The sequence below is a fragment of the Streptomyces rectiverticillatus genome, assembly GCF_013394065.1.
Lineage (GTDB): Bacteria > Actinomycetota > Actinomycetes > Streptomycetales > Streptomycetaceae > Streptomyces > Streptomyces rectiverticillatus.
The window spans coordinates 1457016-1481865 of record NZ_CP040752.1; the positions used below are offsets into that span (position 1 = coordinate 1457016).

At 72.2% G+C, this 24850-nt stretch carries 24 protein-coding genes and 8 tRNA genes; 12 read left to right on the forward strand and 20 right to left on the reverse strand.

The features are described from left to right. Window positions 1-47: 47 nt before the first annotated feature. The 5 genes from pdxS to pgsA form a co-directional block, all read right to left on the reverse strand. Window positions 48-962, reverse strand: a complete 915-nt coding sequence (gene pdxS / locus FGW37_RS06015) for a pyridoxal 5'-phosphate synthase lyase subunit PdxS (protein ID WP_179080113.1) — start codon at window positions 960-962, stop codon at window positions 48-50. 104 nt (window positions 963-1066) lie between these two features. Then, a complete protein-coding gene (locus tag FGW37_RS06020; protein ID WP_179080114.1) occupies window positions 1067-1609 on the reverse strand; it encodes a LemA family protein in 543 nt (180 codons plus the stop codon). 135 nt (window positions 1610-1744) lie between these two features. Continuing rightward, window positions 1745-2905 (reverse strand): glycosyltransferase family 4 protein, encoded by a 1161-nt coding sequence (locus FGW37_RS06025; RefSeq protein WP_179080115.1) that lies wholly within the window; start codon window positions 2903-2905, stop codon window positions 1745-1747. Beyond that, window positions 2902-3942, reverse strand: coding sequence for a phosphatidylinositol mannoside acyltransferase (locus tag FGW37_RS06030; RefSeq protein WP_179080116.1), 1041 nt, complete (start codon window positions 3940-3942; stop codon window positions 2902-2904). The genes FGW37_RS06025 and FGW37_RS06030 overlap by 4 nt, the downstream gene beginning before the upstream one ends. After that, on the reverse strand, window positions 3939-4622 hold the full coding sequence (pgsA, locus tag FGW37_RS06035; RefSeq protein ID WP_179080117.1) for a phosphatidylinositol phosphate synthase: 684 nt from the start codon (window positions 4620-4622) through the stop codon (window positions 3939-3941). Before pgsA ends, FGW37_RS06030 begins: the two co-directional genes overlap by 4 nt. A 244-nt stretch (window positions 4623-4866) precedes the next feature. Here pgsA and FGW37_RS06040 point away from each other — a divergent pair, with 244 nt between their 5' ends. Both FGW37_RS06040 and FGW37_RS06045 read left to right on the forward strand, forming a co-directional pair. Beyond that, a complete protein-coding gene (locus FGW37_RS06040; protein WP_179080118.1) occupies window positions 4867-7074 on the forward strand; it encodes an elongation factor G-like protein EF-G2 in 2208 nt (735 codons plus the stop codon). Window positions 7075-7179: 105 nt separating this feature from the next. Next, window positions 7180-8901, forward strand: a complete 1722-nt coding sequence (locus FGW37_RS06045) for a hypothetical protein (protein WP_425506483.1) — start codon at window positions 7180-7182, stop codon at window positions 8899-8901. A 45-nt stretch (window positions 8902-8946) separates the two neighbouring features. Here FGW37_RS06045 and FGW37_RS06050 read toward each other — a convergent pair whose 3' ends face one another. From FGW37_RS06050 to FGW37_RS06075, 6 genes are all read right to left on the reverse strand, one after another. Beyond that, entirely contained in the window at window positions 8947-10170 is a 1224-nt protein-coding gene (locus tag FGW37_RS06050) for a YncE family protein (protein WP_179080120.1), read from the reverse strand. Beyond that, window positions 10170-11069, reverse strand: coding sequence for a polysaccharide deacetylase family protein (locus FGW37_RS06055; protein WP_246430291.1), 900 nt, complete (start codon window positions 11067-11069; stop codon window positions 10170-10172). Before FGW37_RS06055 ends, FGW37_RS06050 begins: the two co-directional genes overlap by 1 nt. Before the next feature lie 67 nt (window positions 11070-11136). Beyond that, on the reverse strand, window positions 11137-11697 hold the full coding sequence (locus tag FGW37_RS06060; protein WP_179080121.1) for an HIT family protein: 561 nt from the start codon (window positions 11695-11697) through the stop codon (window positions 11137-11139). Between the two features lie 81 nt (window positions 11698-11778). After that, entirely contained in the window at window positions 11779-13755 is a 1977-nt protein-coding gene (thrS, locus tag FGW37_RS06065; RefSeq protein ID WP_179080122.1) for a threonine--tRNA ligase, read from the reverse strand. Between the two features lie 112 nt (window positions 13756-13867). Further along, window positions 13868-15091 carry a hypothetical protein gene (locus FGW37_RS06070; protein ID WP_179080123.1) on the reverse strand — a complete coding sequence of 408 codons (1224 nt, stop codon included), beginning with the start codon at window positions 15089-15091 and terminating at the stop codon, window positions 13868-13870. Beyond that, the gene (locus FGW37_RS06075; RefSeq protein WP_179080124.1) at window positions 15091-15738 is read right to left on the reverse strand and encodes a DUF4365 domain-containing protein; all 648 of its coding nucleotides are present in this window, start codon (window positions 15736-15738) and stop codon (window positions 15091-15093) included. Before FGW37_RS06075 ends, FGW37_RS06070 begins: the two co-directional genes overlap by 1 nt. 167 nt (window positions 15739-15905) lie before the next feature. Here FGW37_RS06075 and FGW37_RS06080 point away from each other — a divergent pair, with 167 nt between their 5' ends. Further along, window positions 15906-16628: a 3'-5' exonuclease gene (locus tag FGW37_RS06080; protein WP_179080125.1), complete on the forward strand. Its 723-nt coding sequence runs from the start codon at window positions 15906-15908 to the stop codon at window positions 16626-16628. A gap of 122 nt (window positions 16629-16750) precedes the next feature. Here FGW37_RS06080 and FGW37_RS06085 read toward each other — a convergent pair. The 4 genes from FGW37_RS06085 to FGW37_RS06100 all read right to left on the reverse strand — a co-directional run bounded on the left by FGW37_RS06085 (window position 16751) and on the right by FGW37_RS06100 (window position 17981). Then, window positions 16751-16822 (reverse strand) — tRNA-Val (locus FGW37_RS06085). A 62-nt stretch (window positions 16823-16884) separates the two neighbouring features. After that, window positions 16885-17370, reverse strand: a complete 486-nt coding sequence (locus FGW37_RS06090; RefSeq protein ID WP_179080126.1) for an SRPBCC family protein — start codon at window positions 17368-17370, stop codon at window positions 16885-16887. Between the two features lie 70 nt (window positions 17371-17440). Continuing rightward, window positions 17441-17512: transfer RNA gene (locus FGW37_RS06095), tRNA-Val, on the reverse strand. Window positions 17513-17570: 58 nt separating this feature from the next. Further along, window positions 17571-17981, reverse strand: coding sequence for a TIGR02611 family protein (locus FGW37_RS06100; RefSeq protein WP_246430727.1), 411 nt, complete (start codon window positions 17979-17981; stop codon window positions 17571-17573). Between the two features lie 251 nt (window positions 17982-18232). Between FGW37_RS06100 and FGW37_RS06105 the strand changes: the two genes are divergently transcribed. Together FGW37_RS06105 and FGW37_RS06110 are read left to right on the forward strand one after the other, a co-directional pair. Next, window positions 18233-18646: an SsgA family sporulation/cell division regulator gene (locus tag FGW37_RS06105; protein WP_003959770.1), complete on the forward strand. Its 414-nt coding sequence runs from the start codon at window positions 18233-18235 to the stop codon at window positions 18644-18646. Between the two features lie 219 nt (window positions 18647-18865). After that, window positions 18866-19420 carry a CGNR zinc finger domain-containing protein gene (locus tag FGW37_RS06110; protein ID WP_179080128.1) on the forward strand — a complete coding sequence of 185 codons (555 nt, stop codon included), beginning with the start codon at window positions 18866-18868 and terminating at the stop codon, window positions 19418-19420. A 152-nt stretch (window positions 19421-19572) separates the two neighbouring features. Here the strand turns inward: FGW37_RS06110 and FGW37_RS06115 are convergent, their stop codons facing one another. Next, on the reverse strand, window positions 19573-20019 hold the full coding sequence (locus FGW37_RS06115; RefSeq protein WP_179080129.1) for a hypothetical protein: 447 nt from the start codon (window positions 20017-20019) through the stop codon (window positions 19573-19575). Between the two features lie 186 nt (window positions 20020-20205). On the opposite strand from FGW37_RS06115, the gene FGW37_RS06120 reads away from it, so the two are divergent. Beyond that, complete coding sequence (locus tag FGW37_RS06120) at window positions 20206-20709, forward strand: DsbA family protein (protein ID WP_179080130.1); 504 nt, start codon at window positions 20206-20208, stop codon at window positions 20707-20709. Between the two features lie 42 nt (window positions 20710-20751). Here the strand turns inward: FGW37_RS06120 and FGW37_RS06125 are convergent, their stop codons facing one another. The 3 genes from FGW37_RS06125 to FGW37_RS06135 form a co-directional block, all read right to left on the reverse strand. Then, window positions 20752-21588 (reverse strand): GNAT family N-acetyltransferase, encoded by an 837-nt coding sequence (locus FGW37_RS06125; protein WP_179080131.1) that lies wholly within the window; start codon window positions 21586-21588, stop codon window positions 20752-20754. 89 nt (window positions 21589-21677) lie between these two features. Further along, window positions 21678-22499 carry an aminotransferase class IV gene (locus FGW37_RS06130; protein ID WP_179080132.1) on the reverse strand — a complete coding sequence of 274 codons (822 nt, stop codon included), beginning with the start codon at window positions 22497-22499 and terminating at the stop codon, window positions 21678-21680. Then, on the reverse strand, window positions 22496-23542 hold the full coding sequence (locus tag FGW37_RS06135) for a chorismate-binding protein (protein WP_179084536.1): 1047 nt from the start codon (window positions 23540-23542) through the stop codon (window positions 22496-22498). Before FGW37_RS06135 ends, FGW37_RS06130 begins: the two co-directional genes overlap by 4 nt. 175 nt (window positions 23543-23717) lie before the next feature. Here FGW37_RS06135 and FGW37_RS06140 point away from each other — a divergent pair. The 6 genes from FGW37_RS06140 (at window position 23718) to FGW37_RS06165 (ending at window position 24265) form a co-directional block, all read left to right on the forward strand. After that, a tRNA-Gly gene (locus FGW37_RS06140) sits at window positions 23718-23790 on the forward strand. Window positions 23791-23825: 35 nt separating this feature from the next. After that, window positions 23826-23899, forward strand: a tRNA-Cys gene (locus FGW37_RS06145). A gap of 1 nt (window position 23900) precedes the next feature. Beyond that, window positions 23901-23975: transfer RNA gene (locus FGW37_RS06150), tRNA-Val, on the forward strand. A gap of 20 nt (window positions 23976-23995) precedes the next feature. Then, window positions 23996-24067, forward strand: a tRNA-Val gene (locus tag FGW37_RS06155). Between the two features lie 31 nt (window positions 24068-24098). After that, window positions 24099-24173, forward strand: a tRNA-Val gene (locus FGW37_RS06160). 20 nt (window positions 24174-24193) lie between these two features. After that, a tRNA-Val gene (locus tag FGW37_RS06165) sits at window positions 24194-24265 on the forward strand. A gap of 194 nt (window positions 24266-24459) precedes the next feature. On the opposite strand, the gene FGW37_RS06170 is transcribed toward FGW37_RS06165, so the two are convergent. After that, on the reverse strand, window positions 24460-24678 hold the full coding sequence (locus FGW37_RS06170) for a hypothetical protein (protein ID WP_179080133.1): 219 nt from the start codon (window positions 24676-24678) through the stop codon (window positions 24460-24462). Window positions 24679-24850: the final 172 nt, after the last annotated feature.

Genomic DNA, 24850 nt, shown 5'->3' on the forward strand with positions numbered 1-24850 from the left:
TGGGCGGCCCGCCGTGTGCGCGGGCCGCCCAGCCGGAAAGCGGTGTGTTACCAGCCGCGGTTGGCGTAGCGCTCGGCCTCGGGCAGGGTGTCGCAGTTGATGCCGACCATGGCCTCGCCGAGGTTGCGGGAGGCGTCCGCGATGATCTTCGGGTCGTCGTAGAAGGTGGTGGCCTTCACGATGGCGGCGGCGCGCTTGGCCGGGTCGCCGGACTTGAAGATGCCGGAGCCGACGAAGACGCCCTCGGCACCGAGCTGGCGCATCAGCGCGGCGTCGGCCGGGGTGGCCACGCCACCGGCGGAGAAGAGGACGACCGGCAGCTTGCCGAGCTCGGCGACCTCCTTGACGAGCTCGTACGGGGCGCGCAGCTCCTTGGCGGCGGCGAACAGCTCGTTGTTGTCGAAGCCGCGCAGCTTGGCGATCTCGTTCTTGATCTGGCGCAGGTGGCGCACGGCCTCCACGACGTTGCCGGTGCCGGCCTCGCCCTTGGAGCGGATCATGGCCGCGCCCTCGGCGATGCGGCGCAGGGCCTCGCCCAGGTTGGTGGCACCGCAGACGAAGGGGGTGGTGAAGGCCCACTTGTCGGAGTGGTTGACCTCGTCGGCCGGGGTGAGGACCTCGGACTCGTCGATGTAGTCGACGCCGAGCGACTGCAGGACCTGGGCCTCGACGAAGTGGCCGATGCGGGACTTGGCCATGACGGGGATGGAGACGGCCCCGATGATCTCCTCGATCATGTTGGGGTCGGACATCCGGGCCACGCCGCCGTCCTTGCGGATGTCGGCCGGCACCCGCTCGAGGGCCATGACCGCGACCGCGCCCGCGTCCTCGGCGATCTTCGCCTGCTCGGCGTTGACGACGTCCATGATCACGCCGCCCTTGAGCTGCTCGGCCATGCCGCGCTTGACGCGGGCCGTACCGGTCTCGGGGGTGGTGGACGTGCTGGGGACCGTGCTGGACACGTTGTGACCTCACTATCAAGGGCGGTGATGCTGCGCCCCTCATACAACCGATCCCGCTTTCCCCGGAAAAAGAGCCAATCCGAGGCCGGTGGCTTGTCCGGGGGTCAGTGGCTCGTCCGTGCCTCCAGGACGGCGGGCGGCTCGTCGTCCATCTCGAAGGCCATCGGGAAGGGCGCGTGGCCCGCGAGCCGGAACCAGCGCACCACGCGGTGCTTGCGCACGGCGCGGGCGGCGCGGACCGCGTCGTTGTGGAAGCGGCGGGCCATCGGCACCCGCCGGACCGCCTCGGACAGCTCGGTCAGGGACTCCTCGCCGCCGGGGGCCTCCCGTACGACCTCGACCTGCGGCACCTCCGCGAAGACCGCCCGCAGGGCCTGGCTCAGCTCGCTCTCGGCGACCTCGCGCTGCTCCTCCTCGGCCTGCCGTGCGGCGTGCGCGGCCTGGTAGAGCACGATCGAGGCGGCCGGGTCGAGGACTCCGGCCGTGCCCAGCTCCTGGGCGACCGAGGCACGGCGCAGCAGCTGGGCGTCCAGCGCGGCGCGGGCTGCGTCGATGCGGCTGTGCAGACGGTCCAGCCGGCCCGCGGTCCAGCTCAGATAGACGCCGATGACGACCAGGGCGGCGACGATCCAGATCAGTGTGGTCACGCCGGGCCACGTTACCGCTCGCCGCGGGGGCGCTGCGCTGGGCGGACCCGTCGTCGCCGCCTGCGGCGGCGAGCGCCCTGCAGGCGCGTCCTCAAGCGCCGGACAGGCTGATATCGGCTGAGCTCCGGACAGGCCCTAGTCGCGGGCCAGGCCGAAGCGGGCGCGCAGGCCCGTGCGCTCGTCGGTGGCGACCGAGGCCGCGCCGGCGGTGACCGTCTCGTAGACGGCCAGGATGTCGGCGCCCACGCGGGACCAGTCGAAGCGGCGCACGTGCGCGCTGCCGCGCTCGCTCAGGCCGGTCCGCAGCTCCTGGTCGCCCAGCAGCCGCACGGCCGCGGCGGCGAGCGCATCGGCGTCCTCGTTGGCGAACAGCTCCCCGGCCGAGCCCTGGTCGAGCACCTGGCCGAAGGCGTCCAGGTCGCTGGCGAGGACGGGAGCGCCCGCCGACATCGCCTCGACCAGGATGATGCCGAAGGACTCCCCGCCCGTGTTGGGGGCCACGTAGACGTCGACGCTGCGCAGCAGCCGCGCCTTGTCCTCGTCGCTGACCATGCCGAGGAACTCGACGCGCGCACGCATCTCCCGGGGCAGGCCCGCCACGGCCTCCTCCTCGTCGCCCCGGCCCGCGACCAGCAGCCGGGCGCCGGGGCACTCGGCGAAGATCTTCGGCAGGGCGCGCATCAGCACCGGCAGGCCCTTGCGCGGCTCGTCGATGCGGCCGATGAAGCCGATCGTCCCGCCCTGCCACTCCTCCTTGGGCTCGGCGCTGGCGAAGAAGTCCACGTCGACGCCGTTGGGGATGACCACGGCGTCACCGCCGAGGTGCTCGACCAGCGTCCTGCGGGCGTATTCGCTGACCGCGATGCGCGCGCTGATCTTCTCCAGGGCGGGCTGGAGGATCGGATAGGCGGCGATCATCGCCCGGGAGCGCGGATTGGAGGTGTGGAAGGTCGCCACGATCGGGCCCTGCGCGGCCCAGCAGGTCAGCAGACCCAGCGACGGGGAGGTGGGCTCGTGGATGTGGATGACGTCGAAGTCGCCGTCGTGCAGCCAGCGCCGCACCCGCGCGGCCGACAGGAAGCCGAAGTTCAGCCGCGCCACGGAGCCGTTGTACGGGACGGGGACGGCCCGTCCCGCCGAGACCACGAAGGGCGGCAGCGGCGTCTCGTCGTCCGCAGGGGCCAGCACCGACACCTCGTGGCCCAGCCGGATGAGGTGCTCGGCCAGGTCGCGGATGTGGAACTGCACGCCGCCGGGCACGTCCCACGAGTAGGGACAGACGATCCCGATCCTCATGCCTCGGCCCTCCGGTCGCCCTCGGCCCGCCCGGTACCCCGGCCGGGTGTGCCCTGCGCGCCCCGCGTCTCCTGCGCCGGCCCGTCAGCCGCTGCCTCCGCCCCCTCCGTTCCGTCCGTTCCGTCCGCTCCGCCGGAGGGCCGGTCCGGGCGCGGGTCGAGGTCGGCGAGCCACAGTCGCTGGAGCATGTGCCAGTCCTGCGGGTGCTCGGCGATGCCGGAGGCGAAGGCGTCGGCCATGCGCTGCGTCATCACCGCGGCCTTCTCGGCGCGCGTGCCCTCCCCGGGCACCTCGATCGGGGCGTGCACGCGCCCCTGCATCACCGGCGAGCGGTCGTACCAGAGCGTCACGGGCATCAGCAGGGCCCCGGTCTGCACGGCCAGCATCGCAGGCCCGGCGGGCATCTTCGCGGCCTCGCCGAAGAACGTCACCTCTATCCCCGAGGAGGACAGGTCACGGTCGGCCACCAGGCACACCAGGCCCCCGGCGCGCAGCCGGCGCGCCAGCGTGCCGAAGGCACTGCCGCCCGCGTGGGGCAGCACCTCCATGCCCAGCCCCTCGCGGTAGGCCACGAAGCGGTCGTAGAGCGTCTCCGGCTTCAGCCGCTCGGCCACCGTCGTGAAGGGCACCCCCAGGCGCGTGGTCACCCACGCCCCGGCGAGGTCGTAGTTGCCCATGTGGGGCAGCGCGATCACCACGCCGCGCCCACTGGCCAGGCCCTCCTCCAGGTGGTGCAGGTCCTCCGGGGCGAAGGCCGTGCGGATGCGCTCCGCGCTCCACGCCGGCAGCCGGAAGGACTCCATCCAGTAGCGCATGTACGACCGCATGCCCGCCCGGGACAGCCGCGCCAGGCGCTCGGGGGACGCATCCGGCAGCACGCGCGCGAGGTTGGCCTCCAGCCGCAGCACGCTCTTGCCGCGCCGCCGCCACGCCGCATCGGCGATCTGCCGCCCCAGCCGGACGGCCACCGGCTCCGGCAGCTTCTTGACCGTGGCCCAGCCGAGCCCGTACAGCGCGTCGCTCAGCCGCTCCTTCACCCGTTGCCACCGCCCTGCGCCGGGGAGGCCCCGGCAGCGGCCTCGGCCTCCGCCTCCGCCTCGGCGGATTCGCGGCGCACCGTCACGACCCGCTGGATCAGGGTGACCATGCTGCCGGCGGCCACGATCCACAGCGCCACCGGAAGGAGGTACTGGATGCCCGGCACGCCGAACTTGTGCAGGCCCGCGAAGCCGCACGCCACCAGCGAGATGACCAGCCGCTCGGCCCGTTCGACCAGGCCGTTCACGTTCACCGGCAGGCCGATGCTCTCGCCGCGCGCCTTGGTGTACGAGACGACCTGGCCGCTGGCGAGGCAGAAGATCGACACCGCGCACAGCACGGTGTCGTCACCGCCGCCCGCGTACCACAGGGCGAGGCCGCCGAAGATCGCCGAATCGGCGACCCGGTCGAGCGTGGAGTCCAGGAAGGCGCCCCAGCGGCTGGAGCGGCCCAGCTGGCGGGCCATGTTGCCGTCCACCAGGTCCGAGAAGACGAACAGGGTGATGACGATCGTGCCCCAGAAGAACTCCCCCTGGGGGTAGAAGACCAGTGCGCCCGCCACCACACCACCGGTACCGATGAGGGTCACCGCGTCGGGGCTGACGCCGAGGCGGATGAGCAGGGCGGCGAACGGCGTGAGAACACGCGTGAAGAACGCACGCGCGTACTTGTTCAGCATGGCCTTCCCGGAGGGGTGTCGTATCGGGCCGCGTGGTCAGGAGGCCACCGGCTGGCCCATCGTAGCCAGGCACCCCCGGGCAGCCGCGCACGCACCGCTCGCAGCGGGAGCACCGGTGCTCCCGCCGTCCCCGGCGGCCCCCTCGCGGGGCGTGCGGGTGCGCCCCCGTGTGCGACGTATGGACGCAGCGTGACCGCAGTGGAAAGCTCGGTGTACCGCAGGTGTCGACCGGGAGGCGGGACACATGGGCGAGAAGACGGGCACGTACCCAGGGGCCGCGGGCAGAGCAGTATCGGCCGACCGGCCGAGCCACGTACGCAACGTGGTGCTGGTCGGCCACAGCGGCTCGGGAAAGACGACGCTGGTGGAGGCCCTCGCGCTGGCGACGGGCGCGGTCAACCGGGCGGGCCGCGTCGAGGACGGCGGCGCGCTGTCGGACTACGACGAGATCGAGCACCGCCAGCAGCGCTCGGTCCAGCTGTCGCTGGCCCCCGTCGAATGGGCCGGCATCAAGATCAATCTGCTGGACACCCCCGGCTACGCCGACTTCGTCGGGGAGCTCAGGGCCGGTCTGCGAGCAGCGGACGCGGCCCTTTTCGTCGTCTCGGCCGCCGAAGGCGCCGAGAACATCAACGGGGCCACCCGCATGGTCTGGGAGGAGTGCGCGGCCGTCGGCATGCCCCGCGCGATCGTCATCACCCATCTGGAGTCGGCCCGCTCCGACTTCGAGGAGATGACGGAGACCTGCCGCGCGGCCTTCGGCGGGGACTCCCCCGACGGCGTGCTGCCGCTGTACCTGCCGCTGCACGGGCCGGAGGGCCCCGACGGGCACCGCCCCGTCGCCGGCCTCATCGGCCTGCTCTCCCAGCGCGTCTTCGACTACTCCTCCGGCGAGCGGGCCGAGGCCGCACCGGGGCCCGAGCACCTGCCCCTCATCGAGGAGGCGCGCAACCGGCTCATCGAGGGCATCATCGCCGAGAGCGAGGACGAGACCCTCATGGACCGCTACCTCGGCGGCGAGGAGATCGACGTCAAGACCCTCGTCGAGGACTTGGAGCGCGCCGTGGCGCGCGGCAGCTTCCATCCCGTCCTCGCCGCGGCCCCCGCCGCCGAGGGCGCCAAACAGGGCCTGGGCACCGTCGAGCTCCTGGAGCTGATCACCGGCGGCTTCCCCACCCCCCTCGAACGCGAGGTCCCGGCCGTCACCACCCCCGACGGCCGCCCCCACGCGCCGGTGACCTGCGACCCCGCGGGCCCGCTCGCCGCAGAGGTGATCAAGACGTCCTCCGATCCCTACGTCGGCAGGATCTCCCTCGTCCGCATCTTCTCCGGCACCCTGCGCCCCGACGAGACCGTCCACGTCTCGGGCCACGGCCTGGAGGACCGCGGCCACGAGAGCCACGACGTCGACGAGCGCATCGGCGCCCTCTCCTCGCCCTTCGGCAAACAGCAGCGACCCCTCCCCCAGGCCATCGCCGGGGACATCGCCTGCGTCGCCAAGCTCAGCCGTGCCGAGACCGGCGACACGCTCTCCGCCAAGGGCGAACCCCTCCTCATGGAGCCCTGGCAGATGCCCGACCCGCTCCTGCCCGTGGCGATCCAGGCGCACAGCAAGCCCGACGAGGACAAGCTCTCCCAGGGCCTGTCCCGGCTCGTCGCCGAGGACCCCACCATGCGCCTGGAGCAGAACCCGCACACCCACCAGGTGGTCCTGTGGTGTCTGGGCGAAGCCCACCGCGACGTCGCCCTGGAACGGCTGCGCTCGCGCTACGGCGTCCAGGTCGACGTCGTGCCCCACAAGGTGTCGCTCCGCGAGACCTTCGGTTCCAAGGCGGGCGGCCGCGGCCGGCACGTCAAGCAGTCCGGCGGCCACGGCCAGTACGCCATCTGCGAGATCGAGGTCGAACCGCTGCCCGGCGGCTCCGGCATCGAATTCGTCGACAAGGTCGTCGGCGGCGCCGTCCCCCGCCAGTTCATCCCCTCCGTGGAGAAGGGTGTCCGCGCCCAGGCCGCCCGCGGCGTCGCCGCCGGCTATCCCCTGGTCGACATCCGGATCACCCTCCTCGACGGCAAGGCGCACTCGGTGGACTCCTCCGACGCCGCCTTCCAGACCGCGGGCGCCCTCGCCCTGCGCGAAGCCGCGGCCGAGGCCAGGATCCACCTCCTGGAGCCCGTCGCCGAGATCGAGGTCCTGGTCTCCGACGACTACGTCGGCCCCGTGATGAGCGACCTGTCCGGGCGGCGCGGCCGCGTCATCGGAACCGAGCAGTCCGGCGCGGGCCGCACCCTGGTGCGCGCCGAGGTCCCCGAGATCGAGATCGGCCGCTACGCCGTCGACCTGCGCTCCCTGTCGCACGGCACCGGCCGCTTCACCCGCTCCTACGCCCGCCACGAACCGATGCCCCCTCAGGTCGCCGAGCGGCTGCGGGAATCGGCCGGATCCGGAGGGTAACGGGCGCAATCCGCCCGCCTCGCACCATCCGGGGCGGGCGGCCTTCACGATCTCTGCGACAGCCGGCACCCCGCGCCGATACGCTGGGGCCGCGGACCAACACGTATGACGCGGGCGGTCGTCGGCATCCGTCGAAGGCCGCAGAACCGGACATGCGCGGCATTGGGGGCAGCAGTGGCAGCAGGGGATCCGTTCGACTTCAGCCCCGGGGCGCAGATCCCGCTCTCGGGCTCCTCGGGACAGACCGCGGCGACGCAGGCGCTCGCCTCCGCCGCCTACCGCGACGGACCGGTCGACCAGCTCCTCAAGGCCAACTCCGACTGGGCCAAGTCCGAGGTCAAGGCGCCCCGCATATCGCTCTTCGAGCCCAACCTGGGCGAGGCCTTCGCCCGCGCCGTCCAGCTGCGTGTGCTCGGCGGCGGCCGCAAGCCCCTCATCCAGTCCTTCGGCCTCGACCCGCAGCCCGTCGTCGAGCACTGCCTCGCGGCCAACCGCATCCGCAAGCAGCGCGATGCCAAGCTCACCCTGATCATGGCCGTCTGCGGGCTGCTCTTCCTGCCCGGCGTCCTGCTCTGGCTCGGCGTCTTCCAGCTCCGCCGCACCATCGCCGGCGCCCAGAACAAGCGGGCCGGCGCCCTCGGCACGGCCCTCCTCGTGGCCCTCGGCATCCTCGCCGCCATCCTCCTGGTGAAGCTGCCCTTCCACGGCTTCTGGGCCTTCTACCTGCGCGCCATGATCATCGCCCCGCTCGTCGGCGGCTTCTGGGCCAAGACCGTCTGCGAGCGCACCGCCAAGGATCTCCGCGAGCGCTGGACGGGCCTGCTCTCCGGCGGCGGCATCGGCGCCAAGATCCCCGAAGCCGTCCCCAAGAACCCCGGCGAGACCGCCGCCGAGCGGCTCCGCCAGTCCCTGGAGCGCCTCGCCGCCGAGCAGCAGAGCAACGTCGCCTTCTACGCCGGCCCCAAGGGCATACTCGGCATGGGCACCCGCTGGGGCAGCTGGCAGCTCGCCGAGGAGCTCGTCCCGCTCGACCCCGGCAAAGAGATCAACCCCTTCCGCAGCTGGGACGTCGTCCGCGCCATCCACGACCAGCTCCACCTCCTGGAGCGCAGCCCCCTGCACACCGGCGGCTTCCCCTCCCCTTCCGTGGAGCACTGGGTCGTCTCCCCCGTCGGCGAGGACGCCGGAGCCGTCTCCCGCCCCGAAGGCTCCGACGGCTTCCAGATAAGGGGCGCCGAGCTCCAGAAGATCTGCAACGAGCAGCAGTTCGGCGCCGGCAGCCGGCACTACCTGGGCGTCCAGTTCGTCCTCTGGGACGGCCAGCTCGTCATCACCCTCCTCATCACCGTCACCGTCCTGCACAAGACGCTGCGCATCGAGGTCACCGGCCACGCCCTCGGCCCCGTCCACTCCCTCTTCATGGGCAAGCCCGGCGCGCGCACCAAGACCACCCCCAAGACCATCAAGTTCTGGGAGACCAGGACGAGGACGCTCTCCATCCTCCCGCCCCGCGAGATCGTCCGCCTCGCCGCCCGCGCCCCCCTCACCTGGTACCCCCCGCTTCTGGAGTACTGGGGCGGCAAGCTCGTCCTGCCCGAGCCCTTCGGCCTGCGCCACGCCTGGGCCGACAAGCCCTGGCGGCACCGCTTCATGGCCGACGACGCCCTGCGCGCCACCACCCCCGTCCTGCGCGTGGTGCACGAGGCCGCCCTGCGCGTCCTCAAGGAGCACGGCGTGAACACCGAGCGCTTCAACAGCCGCGCCATGTCCCTCAGCGGCGCCGTCCAGGACGCCAAGCCGGGCGCAGCGGACGTCTACAACGCCTGACCGGCGTCCGCCCGCCGCGCCTGACCGGCCGTCACTCGCCGGGTCTCACCGGAAGATTCCGGTGTGGCCCAGCGAGTACCGGCCCGGCTGCGGATAGACCGCGAGGCCGTGCGGCCCCGCCCCGACCGGGATCTTGGCGATCTGGTGCCCGTCCCGGGTGTCGATGGCGTACACCTCCGAGTCGTAACGCCCCGACAGCCACAGCACATTGCCGTCCGCCGACACCCCGCCCATGTCCGGGCTCCCGCCCTCCGGCAGCTCCCACTTCTTCACCAGCTTGCGGCTCGGCAGGTCCAGCACCGAGATCGAGCCCTCGCCCCGGTTGGAGATGTACATCGACTTCGAGTCCCGGCTCACGTACAGCCCGTGCGCGCCCTTGCCCGTCGGCATCAGCCACGGCTCGGTGAACTTGTCACCGTCCAGCACCCACACCCCGTCCGCCATCATGTCGGCGACGTACCAGGTCCTGCCGTCGGAGGAGATCTTCACGTCCTGCGGCATCGCGCCCTCGAACGGCAGCTTCTGCTGGCCGATCACCTTCATCTTCGCCGTGTCGACCTTCAGCAGCTCGCCCGAGAACTCGCACGAGACGATGAAGTACCTCCCGTCCGGCGAGAAGTCCGCGTGGTTCACCCCCTTGCACGACACCGGCTCCGTCTTCTTCCGCTTCATGGTCTGGGCGTCCCGGAACACCAGCTCCCGGTCCATCGACGCCATCACCACCGCGTACTTGCCGTCCGGCGTGAAATAGAGGTTGTACGGGTCGTGGACGTCGACCGTGCGCCCCTTCTTCCCCGTGGCCGGGTCGATCGCCGTCAGCGTGTGACCGCGGTCGTTGTTCACCCACAGCGTCTTCATGTCCCACGACGGCACCACGTGCTGCGGCTGGTTGCCCACCGGGATCGTCTCGATCACCTTGTACGTCTTCGGGTCGATCACGCTCACCGTGTTCGACTCCGTGTTGGGCACGTACACCCGCGACGGGAAGTCCTTCACCACCGGCGACAGCTGATTGGGCCGGTCCGCCGCGTACAGGTCGTTCGGATCCAGCAGCGGCGGCATACCGGGCAGCCCCGCGGCCGGCGCGGCGCCCCGCCGCTCCTGCTGCTGCTTTTCCTTGTGCGGCACGCGGTCGGCGGCCTCCGTACCGGAGTCCCCGCCGCAACCGGAGGCCAGCAGGGCGCAGGCGGCGGCGAACAGCACGGCACGGTGCACCCCGCGCAGACGCGGCCGGCGCAGAGAGCTCGGGAACGAGGAGAACTGGTTCATCAGGTCAGCAGCTCCGTTGTCGTCACCGCGCGCAGACCGCGGCGGTGCAGGCCGTCGAGGATCGCGGGCAGCGCGGCCACGGTGCCGGCGTGCCCGAAGTGCAGGCTCACCACCGAACCGGGCCGCACCGCCTTCAGCACGGTGCGCCGGACCGCCTCCGGCCCGGGATCGGTGAAGTCCAGGGAGTCCACGTCGTAGGAGAGGACGTGCGGATATCCGGCCTGGCGGGCCAGCCGGGCCACCTGCTCGGTGGCGAGCCGCGCCCGCGAGGGCCGGAACCAGCGGCCGATCCCGCCCGTCAGCCGCCGCAGCCGCTCCGCGCACTCGGTGATCTCCGCGGAGGCCGCGGCCGCGGGCATCGTACAGATGTCGAGGTGGTGCATGGTGTGATTGCCCAGCTCGTGCCCGCCGTCGAGGATCCGCCGTGCGAGCTGCGGATGGGCGTCCAGCCACGTGCCCACGGCGAGCACGGTCACCCGCGCCCCGGCCCGCTCGGCCTCCCCCAGCAGCCCGGTGATGGGCTTCGGATCGCCCTGGCCGTGGAAGGTCAGCGCCACGCCCTTGCCGGTACGGGGGCCGTGCTCGATCTGGGCGGGGAGCCCCGGCGGGAGGGGGGCGAGGGTGAGGGCGGGGGGCTTCGACACCGACGGCGCCCCGGACGCCGCAGGGGTCTTCGAAGCGCCCGGCATACGGGATGCGCCCGGCTTGGTGGACGCACCGGGCTTGGTGGATGCGCCCGGCCCGGCGGACCGCCCGGGCGACGCGGTGGCCCGTACGGACGGACCCGCCGCCCGGGCCCCCGCCTCCTCGTCCGACCGGCCGCAGCCCACGCCGGCGGCCCCGGCGAGGGTGCCGCCGGCGGCCGCGCGCAGCACGGTGCGGCGGTGAAGGAAGGTCACCGCACCATTAGAACTTCTTTTAATTAAGACTTTGGGACATTTGCCCGTTTTTCTCTGACGCGTGTCCTCAGGCGTCCGGCCAGGCGTCCGCAAGCATCTTGCGGGTGTCCGCCAGCAGTTGGGGCAGCACCTTGGTGTGGCCGATCACCGGCATGAAATTCGTGTCGCCGCCCCAGCGGGGGACCACGTGCTGGTGCAGGTGGGCGGCGATGCCGGCGCCGGCGGTGTCGCCCTGGTTCATGCCGATGTTGAACCCGTGCGCGCCGGAGGCGGTGCGCAACGCAGCCATGGCCCGCTTGGTGAAGTCCGCGAGCTCGGCCGTCTCGGCGACGTCCAGCTCGGTGTAGTCGGCAACGTGCCGGAAGGGCACGACCATGAGGTGGCCGCCGTTGTACGGGTAGAGGTTCAGGACGGCGTAGACGCGCTCGCCCCGGGCGATGACCAGCCCGTCCTCGTCGCTCTTCTCCGGGATCGAGCAGAACGGGCACCCGTCACCGGACCCCGGCCCGGTCGGCTTGTTCTCGCCTTGGATGTAGGCCATCCGGTGGGGCGTCCACAGTCGCTGGAACGCGTCCGGCGCCCCGACTCCGATCTGCTGCTCCGGCTCACTCGTCATGCTGTGCAGCATATGCGCCCGTGGGGGCGCGGACGCAGAGAGGGGCGGCCCTGATGGGCCGCCCCTCCAAACCCCTGCCCGGGCGGGGACACGTCACACCTGAACGCGACGCTCCACCACGTCAGCGATCTTCGCCAGCGCCTGGTCACGCGGGACGCCGTTCTCCTGCGAACCGTCGCGGTAGCGGAAGGACACCGTGCCCGCCGCCATGTCGTCGTCACCGACGATGATCATGAACGGAACCTTGAGCTTCTGGTGGTTGCGGATCTTCTTCTGCATACGGTCCGAAGAGGCGTCCACCTCCACCCGCAGGCCCTTCTTCTTCGCCTCGGCGGCGAACTCCTGCAGGTACTCGACGTGGGCGTCACCGATCGGGATGCCGATCGCCTGCACCGGGGCCAGCCACGCCGGGAACGCACCCGCGTAGTGCTCCAGGAGCACCGCGAAGAAACGCTCGATCGAGCCGAACAGCGCGCGGTGGATCATGACCGGCTGCTGGCGCGAGCCGTCCGCCGAGGTGTACTGCAGGTCGAAGCGCTCCGGCAGGTTGAAGTCGAGCTGGATGGTCGACATCTGCCAGGTGCGGCCGATCGCGTCCTTGGCCTGGACCGAGATCTTCGGGCCGTAGAAGGCCGCGCCGCCCGGGTCGGCGACGAGCTCCAGGCCCTGCTTCTCGGCCACCTTGCGCAGCGTCTCGGTGGCCTCCTCCCAGGCCTCGTCCGAGCCGACGAACTTCTCCGGGTCCTTGGTGGAGAGCTCCAGGTAGAAGTCGTTCAGGCCGTAGTCGCGCAGCAGGTCCAGGACGAAGGTGAGGGTGCGGTCGAGCTCCTCACCCATCTGCTCACGGGTGCAGTAGATGTGCGCGTCGTCCTGTGTGAAGCCGCGGGCGCGGGTGAGACCGTGCACGACGCCCGACTTCTCGTACCGGTACACGGTCCCGAACTCGAACAGGCGCAGCGGCAGCTCGCGGTACGAGCGCCCCCGGGCATCGAAGATCAGGTTGTGCATCGGGCAGTTCATGGGCTTGAGGTAGTAGTCCACGCCCTCGTCGAGCTGCATGGGCGGGTACATGCCGTCGGCGTACCAGTCCAGGTGGCCCGAGGTCTCGAAGAGCTTCCCCTTGGTGGCGTGAGGGGTGTAGACGAACTCGTACCCCTCTTCCTCGTGCCGCTTGCGGGAGTAGTCCTCCATGACCCGGCGGATGATGCCGCCCTTGGGGTGGAAGACGGCCAGACCCGAGCCGATCTGCTCCGGGACGGAGAAGAGGTCGAGCTCCGAGCCGAGGCGGCGGTGGTCGCGCTTCTCGGCCTCCGCCAGGAAGTCCAGGTGCGCCTTCAGCTCGTCCTTCGACGGCCACGCGGTGCCGTAGATGCGCTGGAGCATCGGGTTCTTCTCGCTGCCGCGCCAGTACGCGGCGGCGTTGCGCATGAGCTTGAAGGCCGGGATGACGCGCGTGGTGGGCAGGTGCGGACCGCGGCAGAGGTCCTTCCAGCACAGCTCGCCGGTCTTCGGGTCCAGGTTGTCGTAGATCGTCAGCTCGCCGGCACCGACCTCGACGTCCGCGCCGTCGTCGTGCGAGGCGGCGCCCTTGAGGCCGATCAGCTCCAGCTTGTACGGCTCGGCCGCGAGCTCGTCGCGGGCCTCCTCGTCGGTGACCACGCGCCGCGAGAAGCGCTGGCCGCGCTTCTGGATCTCCTGCATCTTCTTCTCGATGGCCTTGAGGTCATCGGGGGTGAACGGCTTCTCGACGTCGAAGTCGTAGTAGAAGCCGTCCTTGACCGGCGGGCCGATGCCCAGCTTGGCCTCGGGGAAGAGCTCCTGCACGGCCTGGGCCATGACGTGCGCGGTGGAGTGGCGCAGGATGTCGAGGCCGTCCTTGGAGGAGATCTCGACGGCCTCGATCTCCTCGCCGTCGGCGACGACGTACGCGAGGTCCTTGAGCTCGCCCGCGACGCGCGCGGCGACGACGGTGCGCTCACCGGCGAAGAGCTCGGCGGCCGTCGTGCCCGTCGTCACCACGCGCTCTTCCCGCTCGGAATCGCGTTGGATGATCACACGGACGTCTGACACCGGTCTCTCCTGACGTATGGGTCGCCGCAGCGGTCACTGCGCGCCTGAATCGTACCGAGAGCGGCAGCCTGGTCGCGAAACGGTTTACCGGGCGACCGGGGAGGGCGCTGTCTCACTCGCCGCCGCATGCCTCCTCGAAGAAGTCGATGTTCTCGTGCAGCGACTTCAGCAGGCGGTCCCGCTCGCCGTCGTCGACCCGTACGGGCATGACCTCGCGGGCTTCGGCCAGGCGTCGGAAGCCGCCCCTGCTCTCCAGGCGGCCGCTCATGCGGACGGGCATGCCGAGGAGGTGGGCGTGGCCGGCGATCCGGTAGTCGTCCTCGTCGAGGGTGGCGCGGACCTGGGGCACGTCCGCGCCGGCGAGGATCCTCAGCCGTACGGTTCCGGGCCCGCCCCGGTCCTCGCGGCGCATGCGGACGACCACCCCGGTGAGATGCACGGTGACGGGCGGCTCGTCCCGGATGTAGCGGGCCCCGGCCTCGCGGAGCACGGGGAGGTCGCCGGGGGTGAACGCGACCGGCCCGGGGCGGGCGGCGAAGCCGTCGGGCGGGCCCGCCGCGGGGGCCCAGTGCAGGGTGATGCGGATGCCCTCGGAGCCGCGGACGAGTGCGCAGATCGCTTCGGTCAGCTCCTGGCAGACGCCCGCCTCGACGGCCGGCCCGAAGGCGTCGGGCGCGCCGGTGGCCCGCTGGCGGTCGGTGGCGTCACGGGCGGCGTAGAGGGCGCGGAGGAGGGCCGTGGTGACCTGCCTGCCGTCGGGGCCGGGAGCCGCGCCCGTGCCGACGGGCAGGAAGGTGGTCAGCTCCCGGCTGCCCGCGGCGGTGCCGGCCAGCAGGCGGCCGAGGGCGGTCTCGGCCTGCCGGCGGTGGCGCGCACCGTGATAGCCGGCCGTGCCGCGCGCGGCCAGGGCGGCGGCGAGGAGCAGGGCGCGGGCGCCGGCGCGCAGCTGTTCCTGGGCGGCCCAGGCGGCCGCGGGTGCCTCGGGTTCGGGGGTCTCCCGCTGCCAGTGGATCTCGTCGACGGGGGTGTGCAGGGCGGTGAGGACGTCGCGTGCGGAGGGGGCGGGGCTGTGCCGCAGCGCGGCGAGCGCCTCGGCGACGAGGTCGGCGCTGTCGGGGTAGGCGCGGCTGTCGGGGACGAGCAGGCTGGTGCGGCCGCGGGTGCCGGCGGCGTCGGGGGGCGTCCAGCGGCTGTACGTGCCGGCTGCCGCGCCGCGGCGGCGCCAGCCGTGCCGGGCGAGGAGGGCCGCGAGGACGGCGGGGTCGGCGGTTTCGGGCGGGGGGCCGCCGGGCGGGGTGTGCCGGGGGTGGCGCGAGGGCTCGGTCGGCCGGTGCATCAGGGTCTCCCTCCCGCCCCGACCCGCGTCATGATCTCGCAGAGTGCGCGGTCGTCGAAGACGCGTGTGGCCGGGATCCGCACGGTGGTCCGGCGTCTGCCGGTCACGGGGTGGCCGGCGAGGTTGGTCCAGTAGCAGCAGTGCCTCAGGTGGAGGCTGTCGTGGCCGGCGCGCAGCCAGTCGTCGCGCGATCTCGGCACGATCATCACGACGAGGATCTTGTGGACGGCGACGGGGGTGCGGGCGAGCTTGGCCAGGTGGTCGTTGTCGAGGGTGAAGGCGAAGGTGGGCGCCGGGGCGGCCGGGACGACGGGGACGGCCGGGGGTGGTGTGGCGGGGGTCCGGGGCGGCGGCAGCACGGCCGGGCGGGGGCCGAGCTGGTAGGTGCACTTGAGCTGCACCTTGATGGTGACTTCGTCGTCGACGGCGTGACCGGGGGCGGTGTGGCTGATGTGCCAGTCGATGCCGTGGTCGGGGAAGGGCTGGGCCAGTGAGCAGCCCGCGGCCGCGGCGACGGCGTGCAGATAGCCGATCTGGAGCGTCTCCATGCAGGCGGTGGTGGCGAGCGAGCCGCGTACGAGGGCGGGTGCGGCGGGCTCGGGAAGCTCAGACAGCAGCCCGCCCGGTTCGGGCCGCGGGAACGCCATGTCCGAATCCTTCCGGGGGTCTTCGGGCGTTCGATCCGTACAACTGTGTTGTTTCCTTTGCAACTCCCGTGCAAACAACGGCGGTTCGCATGCCTCCACGACCGGGTATCACCTGGCGGGGAGGGTGAAACACGCCATTCGCCGGGCAAGTGCGAGGAGTTGTGAACATGTGCTGGTTCGAGGGACCACTCGCCGCGTTCGACACCGAGACCACCGGAGTGGATGTCGAGCACGACCGGATCGTGTCGGCGGCCCTCGTGGTGCAGTCCGCGGCCGAGGCCGCTCCGGTCGTGACGCGCTGGCTGGTCGACCCGGGGGTCCCGGTGCCGGAAGGGGCCACTGCGATACACGGGCTGACGGAGGCCTATCTGCAGCGGAACGGCCGGTGGCCGGCGCCGGTGATGGAGGAGGTGGCGCGGGCGCTGGCGGTGCAGTCGGCGCGCGGGACGCCGCTGGTGGTGATGAACGCCCCGTTCGACCTGACGCTGCTGGACCGCGAGTTGCGGCGCCACCGCGCCTCGTCGCTGGCGGACTACCTGGGGGCGGCCCCGCTGTGCGTGATGGATCCGTGGGTGCTGGACAAGCACCTGGACCGCTACCGCAAGGGGCGCCGGACGCTGACGGATCTGTGCGCGCAGTACGGGGTGGAGCTGACGGGTGCGCACGACGCGGCGTCGGACGCGCTCGCGGCGCTGCAGGTGGTGCGGGCGGTGAGCCGCCGGTTCGCGGCGCGGCTGGAGCGGCTGAGCCCGGCGGAGCTGCACGCCCGGCAGGCGGTGTGGCACGCGGCGCAGGCGCGCGGCCTGCAGGCGTGGTTCGCGCGCAACGGAACGGAGGAGGCGTGCGACCCGGCCTGGCCGCTGCGGCCGTCGCTGCCGGCCGCAGCGTGAGCGATGCCCCGGGGGCCGCGAGAGCCGGACGCACGGGCGTACGAAAATACGGGCGTGCGGGCATGCGGACGGGCAACGCACAAGGCCGGTCCGTCTCTTGACGGACCGGCCTTGCCTGCGTGTGGGCGATACTGGGATCGAACCAGTGACCTCTTCGGTGTGAACGAAGCGCTCTCCCGCTGAGCTAATCGCCCGGGATTCGTGCGGGGTTTCCCCCGGCAACGCACTGAACAATACAGGTCGCGGCGGCTCTCCATCAAATCCCCCGGGTACCGCCGGCCAGCAGGGCCCGCAGGCCGAGCCGGCCGGCGCGCATCATCCACGCGTGGTTGGCCACGAAGAGGGGCCTGGCGAGCAGGGCGAGCCGCCTGAGCAGGAGCTTGCGGGCCTCCACGTCCTGCTCGAAGCGGGCGGTGCAGCCGGCGGGGCCGCACGGGAGGACCGTCCAGCGGGCCCAGCCCTCGATGTCGCCGGTCATGACGATCTCGAGGACGCGGGCGACGGGGTCGTGGCGGCGGGCGCGGACGGCCACGGTCAGGTCGTAGGGGAGGAAGGAGCGCACGCGGGCGGTGCCGGTGGCGGCGTCGGCCCGGTTCACCTCGCGGATCTGCGGCCACCAGGCGGGATAGCCGTCCACGGCTTCGAGGCGGGCGTAGACGGCGTCGGGCGGGGCGGCCAGGGCCCATGCGCCGCGGAAGCGGTAGCGGTGGGATGGGGTCAGGGCCGCGGCCAGGAAGGGCATGGGGCCAGCGGACACCCGAAGACCGAGGGTCCGCAAGGGGTGAACCTTGCGGACCCTCGGTCCTGACATGTGGGCGATACTGGGATCGAACCAGTGACCTCTTCGGTGTGAACGAAGCGCTCTCCCGCTGAGCTAATCGCCCGGGCGCACCGCAAACATTACCGCATGTCAGACGGTGCTTTGAACCGGCGGCGGGCCGGTCAGCCGCCCACCTTCCACGGCATGACCATGCCGAACTTCCAGAGGTAGATCCCGACGAGGGTGCCGGCGATCACCAGGCCCGTCACGGTGAGGATGATGTTCCGCCGCCGGACCCGGGGGTCGAGGGCGCGCTGGGCCGCCTCGGTGACCTTCCGCTTGGTCCAGCGCAGCACGAGCTGGGCCCAGACGAACTCCGTCGCCCAGATGGCCATGCCCCCGAAGATCACGAGCCAGCCCGGGCCGGGCAGGGGCAGCATGATGACGCCCGCGACGACGACGGCGAGGCCGACGACGAAGACGCCCACCTGCCAGCTCACGTGCAGGGGCCGCGAGCGCTTGATGAAGTGGGGCGCGCGCGATCCGAGGGCGGGCTCGCCCGCGCCTGCGTCCTGCATCCCGTCCTTCTGCATCCCGTCCTTCGTCCCGTCCCCCGGCGCGGCGTCCTGCCGCCGGTCACTCTCCGCATTCATGCGCCCAACCTACCGGACCGATCCGGAACTCACCGGAATGGCGGTATTCCCCGTCCGGCGACTGGGCCGTCCGAGGTATCCGAACAGCCTCAAAACGGTCAGAGGGGTTTACAACGGCACCGTAGGTGGCATGTCGATTTCGCCGACGTGCGAATCCCCGAGCGCACACTGAGCGAAAGGCCCTGGCGCTTATGAACACCACGGTCAGCTGCGAGCTGCACTTGCGCCTCGTCGTGTCGAGCGAATCCTCACTGCCTGTCCCCGCAGGCCTGCGGTACGACACGGCCGATCCGTATGCCGTGCACGCCACCTTCCACACCGGAGCCGAAGAGACGGTCGAGTGGGTCTTCGCCCGCGACCTGCTCGCCGAAGGCCTGCACCGGCCCACCGGCACCGGCGACGTCCGCGTCTGGCCGTCCCGCAGCCACGGTCAGGGCGTCGTGTGCATCGCGCTGAGCTCTCCCGAGGGCGAGGCGCTGCTGGAGGCCCCTGCGCGGGCCCTGGAGTCCTTCCTCAAGCGGACGGACGCCGCGGTGCCGCCGGGCACCGAGCACCGTCACTTCGACCTGGACACCGAGCTCTCCCACATCCTGGCGGAGAGCTGAGTCCGGGCCGGGGCTGACCCCGGAGCGCGCCAGCCCACTCGGGGAGGCTGCGCGCCACATCTCGCACACAGGGCACGGCACGGCGCCGTCGTCCGCGGGCCGTTCCGCGGACGACGGCGCCGTCGCGACGAGGGGGCCGCACAGATGCCGCCCAGCCAGTAAGGTCGTGGGCCGCGGTCGAACACTTGCCGCCTCCGTCCGGCCAGGGAGCGTACGAACGTGCAGATCAACCACGACACCAAGGCTGCGCTCGACTCCGTCGTCGACCTCCTCAACGCGGGTCCGCAGGACCTGGCGGAGCTGCGCGCCTTCACGGAGCGGCACGGCATCATCACGGTCGAGACGCTGCGCGAGCGCGACGTCGCGGCGGTGCGGTCGATACGCGAGCGGTTCGGACGGATCTTCGACGCCGCGAGCACAGGGGAGGCGGCGCGGCTGGTCAACGAGCTGGTGGCCGAGGCCGGCACCACGCCGCAGCTGAGCGCGCACGACGGCTACGACTGGCACGTGCACTACTTCGCGCCCGGCGCGGCGGTGGCCGAGAACCTGGCCGCGGACGGCGCCATGGCGCTGGCGTTCCTGCTGGTCGCCGGCGAGCGCGACCGGCTGCGGCGGTGCAACGCGCCGGACTGCGGGCACGCCTTCGTGGACCTGTCCCGCAACCGCTCGCGGCGCTACTGCGACGGGCGCACGTGCGGGAACCGGCTGCACGTCGCTGCCTACCGGGCACGCCGCCGGGGCGCCGAGTCCGCGGACTCCGGCGCGTCGGTCTGATTCCGGGCAGAATCGGACCGGAATCCCACTCCCCCCCCGAATGGACGGGAAAATGCGGGCGGGCGAATACGCACACCCGGTGAATTACCCGGAAAACAGTCGTCGGGTGCAGCGGTCATGCGTACCGCCCGGTGTACTGATCGGATGGTCCGTCATATTCCGTGCTTCTTGAGAATCGCCTCGATATCCGAGAAGTCCTCACCGTCGCCCGATTTCTTCGCCCCGCCCTGCGGACGGCCCGCGGCACGGCCCGGGCCCAGTGACGGAGCGGAGGCGGCAGGGGCCATGGCATCGCGCTGCGCAGCGGCCGCCGTGGCCTTGCGCTCCTTGCGGCCGCCCCCGGCGCCGCGGCGCTCGGCCGCCCTGCTCACCACGAACAGCAGGGCCGAGAGCGCGAGGACCCCGAAGCCGGCCCAGACGCTCGGCTTGAAGACGATGTCGGTGAGCCACTGCACGATCCCGGTCAGGACCAGCCCGATGGGGACGAGGGAGAAGGCCGCGATCCGGGTCGCCGCGAGGAAGCGCCGGCGGTAGGCCGTCAGCGCGGCGATGCCGAGGCCTGCCGCGGACACCGCGGCACAGATGGTCGAGGTCAGCATCGGGATCCTCCTGGACTTCGCTTGCGGGCTCGCCCTTCCATCGTGCACCCCCCGCGGCCGGCCGGGCCATGGCCGGACGGCGGGCTCAGGGAGATCTCGGGGTCATCCCTGACGGCCCGGGGAGACCCGGGGAGCCCAGGGGAGACCCGGAGGGCCGCCGCCCCCGCCGCCTGGAAGACTGGCCGCATGAGCGAGACCAACACCGCCCCCGTCGTCCTCGACGTGTGGTGCGAGCTGCAGTGCACCGACTGCCGTGCCGCCCTGGACGACCTGCGGGCGCTGCGCGCACGCTACGGCGACCGGCTGGACGTGCGGCTGCGGCACTTCCCCCTGGAGAAGCACAAGCACTCCTACGCCGCGGCGCAGGCCGCCGAGGAGGCGGCCGAGCAGGGTCAGGGCTGGCCCTACGCCGAGGCCGTGCTCGCGCGGGCCGGGGAGCTGGCCGAGCGCGGCGAGAAACTGCTGGTCGAGGTGGCCGGCGGGCTCGGGCTGGACGCCGAGGAGGTGGACACCGCCCTGGTGGACGGCCGGCACCTGCTGATCGTCGACGCGGACCAGGCCGAGGGCAAGGCCATCGGCGTGACCGGCACCCCCACGTACGTCGTCGGCGGCGAGCTGCTGGACGGCAGCAAGAACCAGGACGGGCTGCGGGAGCGCATCGAGGAGATCGTGGACGGTCTCCTCGGTTAGGTCGGTCAGGCCTGTCCGGCGGCGAGGGTCCGGCGGACGGCGCTAGAGCAGCGGTTTGTACAAGTGGTACACCGTGGGCGCGTAGCCCAGCGACTCGTACAGCCGCAGTGCCGGGGTGTTGCCGGCGAAGACGTTGAGGCCGAGGGTCCGCGCACCGTGCGCAAGAGCCTCGGCCTCTGCCAGCAGCATCAGGGACCTGCCGTGGCCGCGGCCCCGGTGCGCGGGCGCGACCTCGACGTCGTAGACGTAGGCGTCCGGGGTGTCCGGGACCCCGTCGCGCAGCGCCACCCAGAGGGTGCCGACGGGGGTGTCCTCGTGGGTGAGGACGCGCAGCATGGTGCCGGCGGTCGCGGCGCCGTCGGGCAGCAGCGCGAGGTCGTCCGCCTCGGCCTTGGCGCGGGCCTGCTCGGCCGGGACGCCGCGGTCGATCCAGCTCTGCGCGTACGCGGCGCGGGACGCCTCCCGCCAGCCGGTGTACTCGGCGTCGGTCATCCGCCGTCCCTCGCTGCCCTCGGGCAGCCGGGGGGCGGCGGTCAGCGTTTTGACCATGTTGCGGCTGCGTTCGACGTAGCCGAGGGCGCCGGCGAGCCCGAGACCGACCTCGGCGCCGGCGTCCACGGACAGCTCGATGCGGGTGCAGCCCCAGCCGCGCAGCACCTCCTCGGCGGCGAGCGCGGCGACGGTGCCGCGGCCGCGGTGCCGGTCGCGCTCGTCGATGCGGAGCCGGACGATGCGGCCGGCGGCCGGGCCGAAGCGGTGGTCGGTGGCGAGGTCGACGGTGCCCACGGGCCTGCTGTTGACGCAGACCTCGTACGAGCGGGACCGGGCGCCGCCGGGGCCGCGCTGCTCGGGTGCGGTGGGCCGCAGGGTGGTGGTCACCTTGGTGTTGTACCGGCCCGGCGGCCGCGCGTCACGGGGTTTTCAGTGTGCGGTGTGTGCAGCGTCCGGGGTGTGCGCTCGCGCAGCCCTTACGGGTCGAGGTCCGCCGCCGCCTGCTCGTCGAAGGTCCGGGCGGCCTTGGCGGTCACCGGGCCGGGGGCGGCGGGCAGTTCCCGGCCGTCGACGGCGCGCACGGCCTGGACGTCGCGCAGGGTGGAGGTCAGGAAGACCTCCTCGGCGCGCTCCAGGACGTCGTAGGGCAGGTCGGTCTCCTTGGCCCCGGTCCACTCCAGGACGAGGGCGCGGGTGATGCCGGCGAGGCACCCCGAGGCGAGGGGCGGGGTGTGCAGCTCGCCGTCGAGGACGACGAAGACGTTGGAGGCGGTGCCCTCGCACAGCGCCCCGGCGGTGTTGGCGAGCAGCGCCTCGCCGGCGCCGTGCTCCTTGGCGCGGGCGAGGGCGACGACGTTCTCGCCGTAGGAGGTGGACTTGACGCCGGCGAGGGCGCCGCGTTCGTTGCGGGTCCAGGGCACGGTCACGACGGCGGTGGTGTCGGGGCGCCGGGGCGTCCCGGCGACGGCGACGACGAGGGTGGGACGGGCGGCGCCGCGCTCGGAGCCGAGCGGGGCGAGGCCGCCGGTGTAGGTGATGCGCAGCCGCCCGAGCGGCATGGGATTGGCCTCCAGGACGGCCGCGCAGGCGTGCCGGATCTCGTCGAGGTCGGGCTCGGGCAGGCCCAGGGCGCGGGCGGAGGCGGTCAGCCTGGCGAGGTGGCGGGTGAGGGCGAAGGGGCGCCCCTGGACGGCCTTGAGCGTCTCGAAGACGCCGTCGCCGACGGTCAGGCCGTGATCGAGGACCGAGACGCGCGCGCCGTCGGCGTCCTGCAGCGAACCGTTGAGCCAGATCGTCACCGTATCGTCCCTCCGAGCGGCTGATGGGTGCCGGTCCCCGACGCTATCGCGAGCAGCCGCGAAGCCTTGAGCTCGGTCTCGGCCCACTCGCGCTCGGGGTCGGAGCCCCAGGTGATGCCGGCGCCGGTGCCGAAGCGCAGGACGGGGCCGGGGGCCGCGGTGCGGTCGATCCAGAAGGTGCGGATGCCGACGGCGAGCTGGCCGGTGCCGCGGTCGGCGTCGACCCAGCCGATCCCGCCGCAGTAGGGGCCGCGGGGGGCCGTCTCCAGGGCCCGGATGATCTGCAGGGCGCTCTCCTTGGGGGCGCCGGTGACCGAGCCGGGCGGGAAGGTGGCCGAGAAGAGGTCGGCCCACCCGGCGCCGTCGGCGATCCTGCCGCGCACGGTGGAGACGAGGTGGACCAGCCCGGGGTGGGGCTCGACCGCGCAGAGCGCGGGGACGGTCACGGAGCCGGTGGCGCAGACGCGTCCGAGGTCGTTGCGGACGAGGTCCACGATCATCACGTTCTCGGCGTGGTCCTTCTCCAGCAGGTCGGCGGCGGTGCGGCCGGTGCCCTTGATCGGGCCGGACTCGACGGTGCGGCCGGTGCGGCGCAGATAGAGCTCGGGAGAAGCGGTGGCGACCTCGACGCCGTGGGCGGGCAGGCGGATGCAGCCCGCATAGGGGGCGGGGTTGTCGCGCGCGAGGAGGGCGGTGAGGGCGTCGACGTCGGCCGCGGCGGGATCGGGCAGGGGCGCGCTGAGGACGCGGCAGAGATTCGCCTGGTAGACCTCGCCGGCCGCGATGTGCTCGCGGATGCGGCGGACACCCGCGGTGTAGGCGGCGCGGTCCAGGGAACTGGTCCAGTCCCCGGCGGCCGGGCCGCGCCACTGGGCGCAGGCCGCGGGACGGGGCGGGGCGGGCCGAACGTCACCGAAGCGCGCGCAGGTCAGCCGCCCTTCGAAGTCCGCGACCACCGCCCACCAGCCCGTGGACTCCAGGGCTGCCGGGTCGCGGGTGACATCGCGCAGATCGGTGGCGAGGAGGCCGCCGAAGCGGGCCATCGGAGGGAGGCTCGGGGGGAAGCTGTGCACGTCATCGAGTCTATGGCGGGGCCGTCCGGAGCGGCCCGGGCGAACAATCAGGGCAGCACGCTGCGGAAACGGAATTTGAGCTGGCGCTGGAATCCGCTAGAGTTCAACACGTCGCCGGGACGCGGAAGCGGACCGGACAGACACTGCGGACGTAGCTCAGTTGGTAGAGCACCACCTTGCCAAGGTGGATGTCGCGAGTTCGAGTCTCGTCGTCCGCTCGAGTTGGGGGATCTTCCCGAACCCCCGCACTCCTGGTGGAGTGGCCGAGAGGCGAGGCAACGGCCTGCAAAGCCGTCTACACGGGTTCAAATCCCGTCTCCACCTCCAAGGACGATTAGCTCAGCGGGAGAGCGCTTCCCTGACACGGAAGAGGTCACTGGTTCAATCCCAGTATCGTCCACCAGGGTCTTCACCGACCTTCCCGCGCGATTAGCTCAGCGGGAGAGCGCTTCCCTGACACGGAAGAGGTCACTGGTTCAATCCCAGTATCGCGCACGCTGTACCTGCGGAAACGCAGTGCCGTCCCGGACGATTAGCTCAGCGGGAGAGCGCTTCCCTGACACGGAAGAGGTCACTGGTTCAATCCCAGTATCGTCCACCAGGGTCTTCACGGACCCTCCCGCGCGATTAGCTCAGCGGGAGAGCGCTTCCCTGACACGGAAGAGGTCACTGGTTCAATCCCAGTATCGCGCACACCGATCGGCCGGAGGCCGGGGCTCAAGGGCTCCGGCCTCCGGCCGTTTCCGCAGTCGGCAGTGCTGCAGTACGAAGGGCCGGGCGCCTCCCCAGGTGCCCGGCCCTTCATGCCGTCCGCCGTACCCCCGTCCCCACGGGGTTGATCCGCCGGCTTGTCCCCGGCCCGGGCCGCTCTCCCGGGCCCGGGGCGCTCAGCGCCCCAGCATTCCGGCGACGGACGACGCTTGTGTGACGACGGCGTCCCAGCCGCCGAAGAGGACGGCGAGGAACGCCGCCAGGGGCACCACCATGGCCACGGCGACCGCCGGGTGCCGGGTGCCCGAAGGCCTGGGGGCGAAGAGGCCCGTGACCAGGTCGGCGGCTCGGTGACCGCGCGACCGGATGACCGTACGTCCCGCCGTGTCCGCCATGGTTCCGCTCCTGGTGTGTGGGCCCGTCCCCCGCCGTGTGAAGTCGCACGAGCGGCGGGCGTCTGACCTCGGGGGACGAGTGCTGCCGCCCGCCGCTCGATCTCAACACTAGGGGCGCGGGCCCGGCCGGGCGTCATGCCCTCGTATCGATTGCCCGGCATCCGGGAGGATG

What these genes read in the sequence shown, in the direction of transcription:
- FGW37_RS06050 (WP_179080120.1), bottom strand. Translation starts at nt 10,170, where the DNA reads ATGAACCAGTTCTCCTCGTTCCCGAGCTCTCTGCGCCGGCCGCGTCTG.
- FGW37_RS06075 (WP_179080124.1), bottom strand. Translation starts at nt 15,738, where the DNA reads ATGGCGTTCCCGCGGCCCGAACCGGGCGGGCTGCTGTCTGAGCTTCCC.
- FGW37_RS06070 (WP_179080123.1), bottom strand. Translation starts at nt 15,091, where the DNA reads ATGCACCGGCCGACCGAGCCCTCGCGCCACCCCCGGCACACCCCGCCC.
- FGW37_RS06090 (WP_179080126.1), bottom strand. Translation starts at nt 17,370, where the DNA reads ATGCCCTTCCTGGCCGCGGCCCTGACCCCATCCCACCGCTACCGCTTC.
- FGW37_RS06080 (WP_179080125.1), top strand. Translation starts at nt 15,906, where the DNA reads ATGTGCTGGTTCGAGGGACCACTCGCCGCGTTCGACACCGAGACCACC.
- FGW37_RS06100 (WP_246430727.1), bottom strand. Translation starts at nt 17,981, where the DNA reads ATGCAGAAGGACGGGATGCAGGACGCAGGCGCGGGCGAGCCCGCCCTC.
- FGW37_RS06115 (WP_179080129.1), bottom strand. Translation starts at nt 20,019, where the DNA reads ATGCTGACCTCGACCATCTGTGCCGCGGTGTCCGCGGCAGGCCTCGGC.
- FGW37_RS06135 (WP_179084536.1), bottom strand. Translation starts at nt 23,542, where the DNA reads ATGGCCCGCTTCGGCGGCCTCCTCGCCACCGATCTGCGCGATGTCACC.
- FGW37_RS06025 (WP_179080115.1), bottom strand. Translation starts at nt 2,905, where the DNA reads ATGAGGATCGGGATCGTCTGTCCCTACTCGTGGGACGTGCCCGGCGGC.
- FGW37_RS06120 (WP_179080130.1), top strand. Translation starts at nt 20,206, where the DNA reads ATGAGCGAGACCAACACCGCCCCCGTCGTCCTCGACGTGTGGTGCGAG.
- FGW37_RS06040 (WP_179080118.1), top strand. Translation starts at nt 4,867, where the DNA reads ATGGGCGAGAAGACGGGCACGTACCCAGGGGCCGCGGGCAGAGCAGTA.
- FGW37_RS06105 (WP_003959770.1), top strand. Translation starts at nt 18,233, where the DNA reads ATGAACACCACGGTCAGCTGCGAGCTGCACTTGCGCCTCGTCGTGTCG.
- pgsA (WP_179080117.1), bottom strand. Translation starts at nt 4,622, where the DNA reads ATGCTGAACAAGTACGCGCGTGCGTTCTTCACGCGTGTTCTCACGCCG.
- FGW37_RS06170 (WP_179080133.1), bottom strand. Translation starts at nt 24,678, where the DNA reads ATGGCGGACACGGCGGGACGTACGGTCATCCGGTCGCGCGGTCACCGA.
- FGW37_RS06060 (WP_179080121.1), bottom strand. Translation starts at nt 11,697, where the DNA reads ATGCTGCACAGCATGACGAGTGAGCCGGAGCAGCAGATCGGAGTCGGG.
- FGW37_RS06045 (WP_425506483.1), top strand. Translation starts at nt 7,180, where the DNA reads ATGACGCGGGCGGTCGTCGGCATCCGTCGAAGGCCGCAGAACCGGACA.